The following is an 11,754-nucleotide window of genomic DNA, read 5'->3' on the forward strand; positions in this document are numbered from 1 at the left end:
TCAGGAAGCGACGCGGTCAAGGGATTCTCCCAGGTACTGCTCGGCATGGCCGGCGATCAGATCGAGCACGGTGGCGATGTCCTCGGCCGTGGTCTCGGGGTTGAGCAGGGTGAACTTCAGGTAGTGGCGACCGCCGACCTTGGTGCCCGCGACCACGGCGTCGCCGGAGGCGAACAGGGCCTTGCGGGCGTACAGGTTGGCGCGGTCGATCTCCGCCGGGTCGGTGACGGCCTCGGGGATGTAGCGGTAGACCAGCGTGGAGAGCCGGGGCTCGACGACGACGTCGTAGCGCGGGTCGGCGGCGAGCAGTTTCCAGCCCTCCTCCGCCAGGTCGCAGACCTCGTCGAAGAGCTGGCCGATGCCGTCGGCGCCCATGGTGCGCAGCGTCATCCACAGTTTGAGCGCGTCGAAGCGGCGGGTGGTCTGCAGGGACTTGTCGACCTGGTTGGGGATGCGCTCGGTGACCATACGGCGCGGGTTGAGGTACTCCGCGTGGTAGGTGGCGTGGCGCAGGGTGCTCCCGTCGCGGACCAGGACGGCGGACGAACTCACCGGCTGGAAGAAGGACTTGTGGTAGTCCACGGTGACGGAGTCGGCGCGCTCGATGCCGTTCAGCAGGTCGCGGCGCTTGCGGGAGACGAGCAGGCCGCAGCCGTAGGCCGCGTCGACGTGCATCCAGGTGTCGTACCGGTCGCACAGCTCGGCAATCTCGGGCAGCGGGTCTATGGAGCCGAAGTCGGTGGTGCCGGAGGTGGCGACGACGGCCATGGGGACGAGGCCGTCGTGCCTGCAGCGCTCCAGCTCCCGGGCGAGTGCCAGGGTCTGCATGCGCTTGTCGCCGTCGACCGGGATGGAGACGACCGCGTCCTGGTCCAGGCCCAGCAGTTTCGCGGACTTCTTCACGCTGAAGTGGCTGACCTCGGAGGCGAAGATCCGCAGTGTGGCGGTGCTGTCGGTCTTGGCCTCCTCCCGGGCGAGGAGCAGGGCCTGGAGGTTGGACTGCGAGCCGCCGGAGGTGAAGACGCCGTCGGCGGCGGGACCGAAGCCGATGCGTTCGTTGGTCCAGTCGATCAGTTTGCGCTCGATCAGGGTGCCGCCGGCCGACTGGTCCCAGGTGTCCAGGGAGGAGTTGACGGCGGAGAGGACGGCCTCGCCGAGCACGGCCGGGATGACGACCGGGCAGTTGAGGTGGGCGAGGTAGCGCGGGTGGTGGAAGTAGACCGCGTCGCGCAGGTACACGTCCTCCAACTCGTCGAGGACGGCGGCCGTGTCGTGCAGCGGCTTGTCGAGGTCGATCTTCTCGATGCGGGGAGAGAGGGCATCGACGGTGACACCGGTGAACGGTCGTTCGGTGGTGGCGAGTTTGGCCGCCACCCGCTCCACGCCTTCGGTCACGGTGCGGCGGTACCGCTCCGCGGTCGTGTCATTGAGCAGGTGCGAGCGCATGGGGAGGTCCTCCGAGCGGGGCGGTCCGGGTGGGACGGAGAAGTGAGTGGGGGTGACATCACCTCGTCCAACTTAGGTAAGCCTAACCTAATTAACATGAGGGGACTCCGGGCTCGTCCGTGACCGTGGTCACTTCACTGACTCTGAACACGCCAGTGGGGCCGACTCCGGTCCTCCGGCGTCTCCGCTGCCGCGAACTACTCGCCGCGCTCCCGCAGCTGCTCCTCCGTCAGACCCTCGCGCCAGTACCCGACGAAGGTGACGCGTCGCTTGTCGATCCCGCGCTCCCGCACGAGATGACGGCGCAACTCCTTCACCCGGCCGGACTCGCCGGCGATCCAGGCGTACGGCACCTCGCTGGAGGGCAGTCGGGCGGCGCGGATGGCGTCGAGGGCGGTGGGCGCGCCCTCGCTCCGCACGAGCCAGGTGATCTCGGCGTCGGCCGCGGTGGTCAGGTCCTGGATGTCCCCCGCGTGGTGGACCTCCAGCCAGACCCGGGCCGGGGTGCCGGCCGGCAGCGACTCCAGGATCGCGGAGGCGGCGGGCAGTGCCGTGTCGTCACCCCAGATCAGCACCAGATCGGTGTCGACCGGCGGACGGAACCGGATCGCCCGGTTGTCGGCGATCGCGGGCCCGAGCAGGACGACCCGGTGGCCGGGAGCGGCTTGGGAAGCCCACCGCGAGGCTGGCCCGGCGGGCACGGCCGCGCTCGGCTCGACCCCGTGCAGCACGAAGTCGATGTCGATCTCGACGGTGTCCCCGTGGGCGTCCGCGCGGAGCCCCCGCAGGGTGTACGAGCGCATCACCGCCCTTACGTCGTCCGGCAGTTCCCGCCACGCCTGCCACCAGCCGTCGCCCAACTCGTGGGGGACGGCCGGGACTTCCTGCCCCGGGTGCGGCAGGAACAGCGACAGTGACTGGTCGTGGCCGTCGGAGTGGAAGAACCGCAGATCGTCCCCCGCGAACGAGACACGCACGAGAGACGGCCCCAGCCGCTCCGTCCGCACGACCTGAAGAGAGAAGAAACGGAAGGGGGCGGCTACGGCCGTCGTCATGGGGGCTCCTGGGTAGGGGGCGGGAGCGTGTGGGGGTTCGTGGGCGGGTGCGGGTCCGGTGGGGGCTGGTCGCGCAGTTCCCCGCGCCCCTGAAAAAGCAGGGGCTGCGCCCCGTGCTTCTTCAACGGCCCGCAGGGGCCGTTGCTTTGAGGGGCGCGGGGAACTGCGCGAGAAGCCCCACCGGACCCGCAGTCACCCCCCGGGCCTCAGCCCTGGCTGACCTTCTTCGCCTTCTCGATCGCCTCGGCCAGCTCCTCGAGAAGCGGCGCGCACTTGTCGTAGGACAGGATCGGCTCGGGGTTGCGCCCGATGACCTGCCCGGCCTTCACCGCGGGAAGCTTCTTCCACGTCGCCTCCTCGATCGCGTCCGGCTGGATCGCCGACGTGCGGTTGTCCATGATGATGACGTCCGCGTCGTACTTGTCGACGTTCTCCCAGCTGAGGTTCTCGAACCAGCCCCCGCTGGCCTTCAGCGCGGCGGCGCTCGGCTCGACGAAGTTCACGCCGAGGGCCTTGAAGTACTCCAGGTCGATGGAGAGGTTCGAACCGGAGACGTAGAAGATGTCCTGGCTGGCGGAGCCGGCGAGCACCTTGACGTCGGGCTTGGCCTTGGTAGCCGCGCGCAGCCGGGCGGCCGCGTCCTCGAACCGCTTCTTCGCGGCGGTGATCTTCTCGGACCCCGTGTCCGCGCCGAGCGACTTGGCCAGCTCCAGCATGCGCTGCAGCGGCTCGGTCAGCTGACGGTCGTACACGGAGATGCCGACGCTCGGCGCGAGCTTGGCGATCTTGTCCTTGGATGCCTCGGGCACGTACCAGAGGGTGCCGGCGTCGTCGAACAGCGTCGTGATGAGGACGTCGGGGGCGAGGGCGGCGTACTTCTCGACGTTGAACTCGTCCCAGACGTTGCCGAGGATCTCCACCTTGCTGATGTCGAGGTCGCCGGCCTGGACGTCGGCCTTGCCGTCCGTCGTCTTCGTCGGGCCGAAGACGCCCTTGACGCCGATGCCGTAGTCGTGGAGTGCGGCGGCGACACCCACGAACGCGACGATGTTCGACGGCGCCTTGTCGGTCTTGACGGTCTCGCCGCGGTCGTCCTTGAACGACCAGGGGCCCTTCGCGGCGGCCGTCTCCTTGTCGGAGCCAGTGCCGCTGCTCGTCGAGCTCTCGTCCCCGCAGGCGGCGAGCACGGCGCCGAGACCGAGTGCGCCACCGGCGGCGAGGATGCCACGGCGGGTGAGGTGAGCGGCTCTGGCGTTGGACATGTGTATGGCTACTTTCGAACGGGGCGGAGTGCCGCCCGAGGGCGAGTTCGAAGGTAGGTTAGCCTAACCTCATCAGTTGTCCAGGGGGTGGTTCCGGGTGATGGAACGCCGGGGTCCACTGCCGTTGCGGCCTTTGTGTTTCCTGTGAATCGAAGGTTGGGTGGGCGCGCGGGATGGCGAGACCCCCTGAATCGGTCACTCGCCTCGCGAAAGGGAAGGTCTGCCTCGAACGGTCCCGGGCTCGGTTGCGGCCCCAACTTCCCTCGGTCGATGGGCCTTTGGGGCCCCCTGGTGTTCGGGCAATCGAACATCCCCGTCCGTCAGTGGCCGAAAATAACTCATCTTGCGTGCATGCTCGCCCGGCGGTTCGGCCGAACGCCAAGTGGGAGTCACCCACCTGGCGTCGGCTCAAACGTTGTGTATGTCACCGGCGTCCGTGGGCCGGAGCCGCAGGAGGAACCGACCCCGGAACCCGGCCGCTCGGCGCCGGTGGTTCAGCTGAGGGCTTGGTAGCCGCTCCAACCGCCACCCAGATCCCTGAGGGGCAGGTCGCCCTTGGAGATGCGGGGAACGAACCACAGGTGGCCCGTCTCAAGAACGGTCCACAGGTCTGGTACTCCGTCGTGGTCGGCGTCTCCGGGAGAGGTCACCAGTGGGGCCCTCCCGGTGGTGAACCCGTATCCAGTCTTGATCTTGGTCGACTGGTCCGCGAGACCGTCACCGTTGTCGCCGGTGCCGGTGTGGATGTAGAGGTCGCCGGTCTCGGTGTTGCGGGAGATCAGGTCGACCCGCTCGTCCCCCCACACATTGCCGGGGGCGATGAGCGTGGACTTCGCCCAGCCCTCGGTGCCGATCAGCAGGGGTTCCCGGTCGCTGTCGAGTCGGTTGTCGGGCGCTCCGAAGTAGAGCCACAGCAGGTCACCATTGCGGACCAGGAGGGGGTCTGTACGGTCCGCTCATTCCTCGACCCGAGCTCACTCTGCCGAACCTGCGACAGGCCGTCGCCACGGTTGTCCCCTCCCGGCTTCCCGAGTTCTTCGAGGACCTTCAGACGGCCTTCGTCAGAGCCGGGGACGAGGACAGCGTCGTGCCGATCCGGATGTTCTACCGGCAGTGGGCCGTCGTCGTCGAGATCGAGCGGCACCCCGGGACCGCCCGCCGCCTGCACGCCGCCGAACAGGCCATCAGCAGTCCGGATCCCGTCGGGCGGGAGCGCGCGATCCGTGAAGCCGGTGACATCGTGCGCGCCGCGCATCGTGAGGTTGCCGGTGGCTGACTGGCACTGGGAGCCGTTCTGCGACGATCTGCTGGACGGTCTTCCCGAAGCCGCCCGTGCCGAGACCGAGCGGCTGGCCAACGAAATCGCCGTACGCGAATCCATGGTCTTTCTGTAAGGGGCCGCCTACACCGGACCGGGGCCTGGCGTGCGCACCGAGAGCCGAGGTCTGCTCATGCTCACCTACCTGACGGACGTGCGGGGCGAGCGGGTCGTGCTGGTGCAGGTGAGCTGGTTCGGCTGACCTCGCGGGTGAACGCGGGAGATATCACCCTGTCAGCCCCAACTCCCGTGCGATCAGCATCCGTTGCACCTCGCTCGTGCCCTCGCCGATCTCCAGGATCTTGGAGTCGCGCCACATACGGGCGACGGGGTACTCGTTCATGAAGCCGTAGCCGCCGTGGATCTGCGTGGCGTCACGGGCGTTGTCGACGGCGACGGTGGAGGAGTACAGCTTGGCGAGGGCCGCCTCCTTCTTGAAGGGTTCACCGGCGACGAGGCGGTAGGCCGCGTCGCGCCAGGAGAGGCGGGCCGTGTGGGCCTTCATCTCCATGTCGGCGATCTTGAACTGGATCGCCTGGTTGGCGCCGATCGGCCGGCCGAAGGCGTGCCGCTCCTTCGCGTACTTCACCGACTCGTCCACACAGCCCTGGGCGAGGCCGGTGGCGAGCGCCGAGATGGCGATCCGGCCCTCGTCGAGGATGCGCAGGAACTGGGCGTAGCCGCGGCCCTGTTCGCCGAGGAGGTTCTCCGCCGGGACCCGGACCTCGGAGAAGGACAGTTCACGTGTGTCCGAGGCGTTCCAGCCGACCTTGGAGTAGGGGGCGGCCACCGTGAACCCGGGGGTGCCGGACGGGACGATGATCGAGGAGATCAGCGGCTTGCCGTCCGGGGTGCGGCCGGTGACCGCCGTGACCGTGACCAGCCCCGTGATGTCCGTGCCCGAGTTGGTGATGAAGCACTTGCTGCCGTTGATGACCCATTCGTTCGTCGACTCGTCCAGGCGGGCCGTCGTCCGGGTCGCCCCCGCGTCCGAGCCGCCGTCCGGCTCGGTCAGGCCGAACGCGCCCAGCATCTCGCCGGAGCAGAGCCGCGGCAGCCACTCCTCCTTCTGCGCCGGTGTGCCGAAGAGGTGGATCGGCATCGCGCCCAGGGAGACCCCGGCTTCGAGGGTGATCGCCACGGACGAGTCCACCCGGGCCAGTTCCTCCAGCGCGATGCCGAGCGCCAGGTAGTCGCCGCCCATGCCGCCGTACTCCTCGGGGAACGGCAGTCCGAACAGCCCCATGCGGCCCATCTCGCGCACGATCTCGTAGGGGAACTCGTGCCGCTCGTAGAAGTCGCCGATCTTGGGCGCGACGACCTCGTGCGCGAACTCCTCGACCGTGCGGCGGAGTTCTTCCAGCTCGGGGGAGAGGCGGTGGTTCATGAGACGTCAGTGCTCCTTGGGTCCTCGTGGCCCTTGTCGTCCTCGTGGGACAGGGCGCGTACGGTGCGGGACGGGCTGGGTCGGCCCAGGTGTTCGGCCATCCACGCGCTGGTGGCGACGAGACGGCCGAGGTCGACGCCGGTGTCGATGCCGAGTCCGCGCAGCATCCACACGAGGTCTTCGGTGGCGAGGTTTCCGGTGGCGGACTTCGCGTACGGGCAGCCGCCGAGGCCGCCCGCGGAGGCGTCCACGGTGGTGACGCCGTGCTGGAGCGCCGCGTAGGTGTTGGCGAGGGCCTGGCCGTACGTGTCGTGGAAGTGCACGCCGAGCTTCTCGACGGGGACGCCCGCGGTGAGTTCGGTCAGCAGGGCCCGGACATGGCCCGGGGTCGCCACCCCGATCGTGTCGCCGAGACTGAGCTCGTCGCAGCCCATGTCGAGCAGGGCGCGGCAGACCCGGGTGACCTGGGGGACCGGGACCGCGCCCTCCCAGGGGTCACCGAAGCACATGGAGAGGTAGCCGCGGACGTGGACGCCCTCGGCCTTCGCCCGTGCCACCACCGGTGCGAACATCGCCAGTGCCTCGTCGACCGTGCGGTTGAGGTTGGCCTTGGCGAAGGACTCGGTGGCGCTCGCGAAGACGGCGACGCGGCGGGCGCCGAGCGCGAGGGCGCGGTCGAGGCCGCGCTCGTTGGGGACGAGGACGGGCAGGGCCACCCGCAGGTCGCTCACGAGCGGGAAAAGGGCCTCCGCGTCCGCCAGTTGGGGCACCCACTTGGGGTGGACGAAGCTGGTGGCCTCGATCGTGGTGAGCCCCGCGTCGGCCAGGCGGCGGACGAACTCCGCCTTGACCTCGGTGGGCACGGTCGACTTCTCGTTCTGCAGGCCGTCCCGGGCGCCCACCTCGTGGATGCGGACGCGGGCCGGCAGGCCGGCCTCGGGGACCGTCATGGGCAGGGTCACCGCGCCACCTCCTCGCGCTCCTCGTGCTCCTCGTTCTCTTCGTGGGGCGCGACGACCGCCAGCACCTGGTCCATGGCGACGGTCGTGCCCGGTGCGACGTCCAGCTCGGCGACCGTCCCGGCGTGCGGCGCGGAGACGACGTGCTCCATCTTCATCGCCTCCACCACCAGCAGGCTCTGACCGGCGGTCACCTCGTCCCCGACGGCCACCTTCACGACGGTGACGGTGCCGGGCATGGGGGCGGTGAGCGAGTCGGCGCCGGCGTGCGCGGACCGGCTCAGGGACGCCGCCACGGGGTCGTGGTCGCGCACGTGCCAGGCGTGGCCGTCCCGGCCGATCCAGTCGGCGGCGCGGTGGAAGGTGTGGCGGACACCGTCCAGCGTCACGGCGACCCGGTCGTCGGTGACGGTGTGGGTGCCGCGCGGGCGGTGGGTGACGGGTTCGAGTCCCGTCACGCGCAGGTCGAAGGCCGGCGGCAGGGGTTCACCGCCGAGACGCCACCCGTTCGGGACGGAGAAGGGGTCGGTCCAGCCGCTCACGCGAGGCCGCAGCTCGTCGAGCCGTACGGCCGCCGCCGCCTCGTACACCGCCTCCGGGACCTCCGCGGAGACCAGCCCCTCGACCTCACGCTCCACCAGTCCCGTGTCCAACTCGCCCGCCACCACCGCCGGGTGGGCCAGCAGCCGCCGCAGGAACCCCGCGTTCGTCTGGACGCCGAGGGTGACCGTCTCCGCGAGGGCCGCCCGGAGCCGGCGCAGGGCGGTGGCGCGGTCGGGGCCGTACGCGATGACCTTGGAGAGCATCGGGTCGTACAGCGAGCCGACCTCCGTGCCCTCGCTGAGGCCGGAGTCCGTGCGGACGCCGTCGCCCTGGGGCTCGCGCAGCCGCAGGATCGTGCCGCCCGAGGGGAGGAAGCCGCGCGCCGGGTCCTCGGCGCAGAGGCGGGCCTCGACCGCGTGCCCCGTCAGCGTCACGTCCTCCTGCGCGAAGGCGAGCCGCTCGCCCGCCGCGACCCGCAGCTGCCACTCCACCAGGTCGACACTGGTGATCAGCTCGGTCACCGGGTGCTCGACCTGGAGGCGGGTGTTCATCTCCATGAAGTAGTACGAGGACGGGTCGCCGCCGGGGACGATGAACTCGACCGTGCCCGCGCCCGAGTAGCCGCAGGAGCGGGCCGCCTGGACGGCCGCCTCGCCCATCGCCGCACGGGTCGCCTCGTCGAGCAGGACGCTGGGCGCCTCCTCGATGATCTTCTGGTGGCGGCGCTGGAGGGAGCACTCGCGCTCGCCGAGGTGGACCACGCCCCCGTGGCCGTCGGCGAGGACCTGGATCTCGATGTGCCGGGGGCGGTCGATCCACCGCTCCACCAGCAGGGTGTCGTCGCCGAAGGAGGCGCGGGCCTCGCGCCGGGCCGCGGCGATCTCGTCGGCCAGCACGGCCGTGTCCCGGACCAGCCGCATGCCCTTGCCGCCGCCGCCCGCGCTGGGCTTCAGCAGCACCGGCATGCCGATCTCCCGTGCGGCGTCGGCGAGTTGCCCGTCGGTCAGACCGCTGCCGCTGGAGCCCGGCACCACCGGCACGCCGGCCGCCCGGACCGTCTCCTTGGCGCGGATCTTGTCGCCCATGAGGGAGATGGCGTCGGCGGGCGGACCGATGAAGACCAGGCCGGCGTCGGCGCACGCCCGCGCGAAGGCGGCGTTCTCGGCGAGGAAGCCGTACCCGGGGTGGACGGCCTGCGCGCCGGTGCGGGCGGCGGCCTCCAGCAGCCGCTCCGCCGACAGGTAGCTCTCGGCGGCCGGCGGCGGGCCGATCCGTACCGCCGTGTCGGCCTCGCGGACGTGCCGGGCGTCGGCGTCCGCGTCGGAGTACACGGCGACGGAGCGGACGCCGAGCGCGCGGAGGGTGCGGATGACGCGGACGGCGATCTCGCCGCGGTTCGCCACCAGTACTGTCTCGAACATCTTCGTCCGTCCCCTCACATCCGGAAGACGCCGAACTGGGGGTCACCCAGGGGCGCGTTGGCACAGGCGGTCAGGGCGAGGCCCAGGACCTGGCGGGTGTCGAGGGGGTCGATGACCCCGTCGTCCCAGAGCCGGGCGGTGGCGTAGTAGGCGTTGCCCTGGCGCTCGTACTGGGCGCGGATCGGGTCCTTGAAGGACTCCTCGTCCTCGGCCGCCCACTCCTCGCCGCGTGCCTCCAACTGGTCCCGCTTCACGGTCGCCAGGACGGACGCGGCCTGCTCGCCGCCCATCACGGAGATCTTGGCGTTCGGCCACATCCACAGGAAGCGCGGCGAATAGGCCCGGCCGCACATCGAGTAGTTGCCCGCGCCGTACGAGCCGCCGACGACGACCGTCAGCTTGGGGACGCGGGTGCAGGCCACCGCCGTCACCATCTTGGCGCCGTGCTTGGCGATGCCCCCGGCCTCGTAGTCCCGGCCGACCATGAAGCCGGAGATGTTCTGCAGGAAGACCAGCGGGATGCCGCGCTGGTCGCACAGCTCGATGAAGTGGGCGCCCTTCTGCGCGGACTCGGAGAAGAGGATGCCGTTGTTGGCGACGATCCCGACCGGGTGCCCGTGGATCCGGGCGAAACCGGTGACCAGGGTCTGCCCGAACTCCGCCTTGAACTCCGCGAACCGCGAGCCGTCGACGACGCGCGCGATGACCTCGCGGACGTCGTACGGGGTGCGGGAGTCGACCGGCACGGCGCCGTACAGCGTGTACGGGTCGACCTTCGGCTCGACGGCCGGCTCGACCGACCAGGGCAGCGGGCCCCGGGCGGGCAGGGTGGAGACGATGGTCCGCACGATGCGCAGGGCGTGGGCGTCGCTCTCCGCGAGGTGGTCGGTGACCCCGGAGATCCGCGAGTGCACCTCGCCGCCGCCCAGCTCCTCGGCGGTGACGACCTCACCGGTGGCGGCCTTCACCAGGGGCGGGCCGCCGAGAAAGATGGTCCCCTGCCCCCGGACGATCACGGCCTCGTCGCTCATGGCGGGGACGTACGCGCCGCCCGCCGTGCACGACCCCAGCACGGCGGCGATCTGCGGGATGCCCGCGCCCGACATCCGCGCCTGGTTGTAGAAGATCCGGCCGAAGTGCTCCCGGTCGGGGAAGACCTCGTCCTGCATGGGCAGGAAGGCGCCGCCGGAGTCGACCAGGTAGAGGCAGGGCAGCCGGTTCTCCAGGGCCACCTCCTGCGCGCGCAGGTGCTTCTTCACCGTCATCGGGTAGTAGGTGCCGCCCTTGACGGTGGCGTCGTTGGCGACGACCACGCACTCGCGGCCGGCGACCCGGCCGATCCCGGCGATCACCCCCGCCGCCGGTGCCTGCCCCTCGTACATCCCGTCGGCGGCCAGGGGCGCCAGCTCCAGGAACGGGGAGCCGGGGTCGAGGAGGGTGTCGACCCGGTCGCGCGGCAGCAGCTTGCCGCGCGCGGTGTGCCGGGCGCGCGCCTTCTCGCCGCCGCCGAGCCGGGCGGCGGCGAGCTTGCCGCGCAGCTCGTCCACCAGCGCGCGGTGGGCCTCCTCGTTGGCCCGCCAGGCTTCCGACGCGGGATCGGCCGCGCTGTGAAGCTCCGGTGCCTCGTGCATCCTGCGAACCCCTCACCTTGTTAATGAGCGTTAACGCATTTCCTTCAGGTTAACGACCGCTAACCTCCCTGTCTAGAATTGCTCCCATGACCACCAGAACCGAAGCCCCCACCCGTCGCGAGCAGATCCTCAAGGAGGCCGCGCGGCTCTTCGCCGAGCGCGGCTTCCACGGCGTCGGCGTCGACGAGATAGGCGCCGCCGTGGGGATCAGCGGTCCCGGTCTCTACCGGCACTTCGCCGGCAAGGACGCGATGCTCGCCGAGCTGCTGGTCGGCATCAGCGGGCAGCTCCTGACGGGTGCGAAGCGGCGGCTGGCGGAGGCCGACGGGGGGCCGGCCGAGGCGGTCCTCGACTCGCTCATCGAGGGGCACATCGACTTCGCCCTGGACGACCGCCCCCTGATCACCCTGCACGACCGTGAGCTGGACCGCCTGCGCGACAGCGACCGCAAGCTGGTCCGCCAGCTCCAGCGCCAGTACGTCGAGCTCTGGGTGCAGGTGCTGCGCGAGGTTCACCCGGGCCTCGCGGAGCCCGCCGCCCGCTCCGCCGTGCACTCGGTCTTCGGCCTGCTGAACTCCACGCCGCACCTGGGCCGCCCCGGTTCCCTGCCGGGCCGCACGGCCACCGCGGAGCTGCTGCACCGGATGGCACGGGGGGCGTTCGGGGCCGCTGCTGCGCAGGAGTGACGAGCGTTACGGGGGGAAGGGTCTGGACGGGGTTCCCTACCCGCCG

General features: G+C 70.7%; 11 protein-coding genes. 3 read left to right on the plus strand and 8 right to left on the minus strand.

Annotated features, from left to right (window positions below; genetic code table 11):
* The 4 genes from desA to E4N62_RS01335 all read right to left on the minus strand — a co-directional run bounded on the left by desA (position 1) and on the right by E4N62_RS01335 (position 4,569).
* Positions 1–1,446 (minus strand): lysine decarboxylase DesA, encoded by a 1,446-nt coding sequence (gene desA, locus E4N62_RS01320; protein WP_230211550.1) that lies wholly within the window; start codon positions 1,444–1,446, stop codon positions 1–3.
* Between the two features lie 197 nt (positions 1,447–1,643).
* The gene (locus E4N62_RS01325; protein WP_230211551.1) at positions 1,644–2,501 is read right to left on the minus strand and encodes a siderophore-interacting protein; all 858 of its coding nucleotides are present in this window, start codon (positions 2,499–2,501) and stop codon (positions 1,644–1,646) included.
* A 206-nt stretch (positions 2,502–2,707) separates the two neighbouring features.
* Entirely contained in the window at positions 2,708–3,763 is a 1,056-nt protein-coding gene (locus E4N62_RS01330; RefSeq protein WP_230211552.1) for an ABC transporter substrate-binding protein, read from the minus strand.
* 494 nt (positions 3,764–4,257) lie between these two features.
* A complete protein-coding gene (locus E4N62_RS01335) occupies positions 4,258–4,569 on the minus strand; it encodes a hypothetical protein (RefSeq protein WP_230211553.1) in 312 nt (103 codons plus the stop codon).
* A gap of 281 nt (positions 4,570–4,850) precedes the next feature.
* On the opposite strand from E4N62_RS01335, the gene E4N62_RS01340 reads away from it, so the two are divergent.
* On the plus strand, positions 4,851–5,039 hold the full coding sequence (locus E4N62_RS01340; protein WP_230211554.1) for a hypothetical protein: 189 nt from the start codon (positions 4,851–4,853) through the stop codon (positions 5,037–5,039).
* Positions 5,032–5,157: a hypothetical protein gene (locus tag E4N62_RS47780; protein ID WP_268268898.1), complete on the plus strand. Its 126-nt coding sequence runs from the start codon at positions 5,032–5,034 to the stop codon at positions 5,155–5,157. Before E4N62_RS01340 ends, E4N62_RS47780 begins: the two co-directional genes overlap by 8 nt.
* A 150-nt stretch (positions 5,158–5,307) precedes the next feature.
* Here E4N62_RS47780 and E4N62_RS01345 read toward each other — a convergent pair whose 3' ends face one another.
* From E4N62_RS01345 to E4N62_RS01360, 4 genes are read right to left on the minus strand one after another with little or no spacing between them, the layout of a single operon-like run.
* Positions 5,308–6,468: an acyl-CoA dehydrogenase family protein gene (locus E4N62_RS01345; protein WP_230211555.1), complete on the minus strand. Its 1,161-nt coding sequence runs from the start codon at positions 6,466–6,468 to the stop codon at positions 5,308–5,310.
* On the minus strand, positions 6,465–7,430 hold the full coding sequence (locus tag E4N62_RS01350; RefSeq protein ID WP_230211556.1) for a hydroxymethylglutaryl-CoA lyase: 966 nt from the start codon (positions 7,428–7,430) through the stop codon (positions 6,465–6,467). The genes E4N62_RS01345 and E4N62_RS01350 overlap by 4 nt, the downstream gene beginning before the upstream one ends.
* Positions 7,427–9,391 carry a biotin carboxylase N-terminal domain-containing protein gene (locus E4N62_RS01355; protein ID WP_230211557.1) on the minus strand — a complete coding sequence of 655 codons (1,965 nt, stop codon included), beginning with the start codon at positions 9,389–9,391 and terminating at the stop codon, positions 7,427–7,429. The genes E4N62_RS01350 and E4N62_RS01355 overlap by 4 nt, the downstream gene beginning before the upstream one ends.
* A 14-nt stretch (positions 9,392–9,405) precedes the next feature.
* Entirely contained in the window at positions 9,406–11,022 is a 1,617-nt protein-coding gene (locus E4N62_RS01360; RefSeq protein ID WP_230211558.1) for a carboxyl transferase domain-containing protein, read from the minus strand.
* Between the two features lie 86 nt (positions 11,023–11,108).
* Here E4N62_RS01360 and E4N62_RS01365 point away from each other — a divergent pair, with 86 nt between their 5' ends.
* The gene (locus tag E4N62_RS01365) at positions 11,109–11,708 is read left to right on the plus strand and encodes a TetR/AcrR family transcriptional regulator (RefSeq protein ID WP_230211559.1); all 600 of its coding nucleotides are present in this window, start codon (positions 11,109–11,111) and stop codon (positions 11,706–11,708) included.
* The last annotated feature ends 46 nt before the right edge of the window (positions 11,709–11,754 follow it).

Source organism: Streptomyces sp. MNU76, assembly GCF_020982545.1.
In the GTDB taxonomy this organism is placed as follows: Bacteria; Actinomycetota; Actinomycetes; order Streptomycetales; family Streptomycetaceae; genus Streptomyces.

Excerpts from the sequence above, each read along its gene's own strand:
- E4N62_RS01330 (WP_230211552.1), bottom strand. The coding sequence starts at position 3,763 with ATGTCCAACGCCAGAGCCGCTCACCTCACCCGCCGTGGCATCCTCGCC.
- E4N62_RS01355 (WP_230211557.1), bottom strand. The coding sequence starts at position 9,391 with ATGTTCGAGACAGTACTGGTGGCGAACCGCGGCGAGATCGCCGTCCGC.
- E4N62_RS01325 (WP_230211551.1), bottom strand. The coding sequence starts at position 2,501 with ATGACGACGGCCGTAGCCGCCCCCTTCCGTTTCTTCTCTCTTCAGGTC.
- E4N62_RS01345 (WP_230211555.1), bottom strand. The coding sequence starts at position 6,468 with ATGAACCACCGCCTCTCCCCCGAGCTGGAAGAACTCCGCCGCACGGTC.
- E4N62_RS01360 (WP_230211558.1), bottom strand. The coding sequence starts at position 11,022 with ATGCACGAGGCACCGGAGCTTCACAGCGCGGCCGATCCCGCGTCGGAA.
- desA (WP_230211550.1), bottom strand. The coding sequence starts at position 1,446 with ATGCGCTCGCACCTGCTCAATGACACGACCGCGGAGCGGTACCGCCGC.
- E4N62_RS01365 (WP_230211559.1), top strand. The coding sequence starts at position 11,109 with ATGACCACCAGAACCGAAGCCCCCACCCGTCGCGAGCAGATCCTCAAG.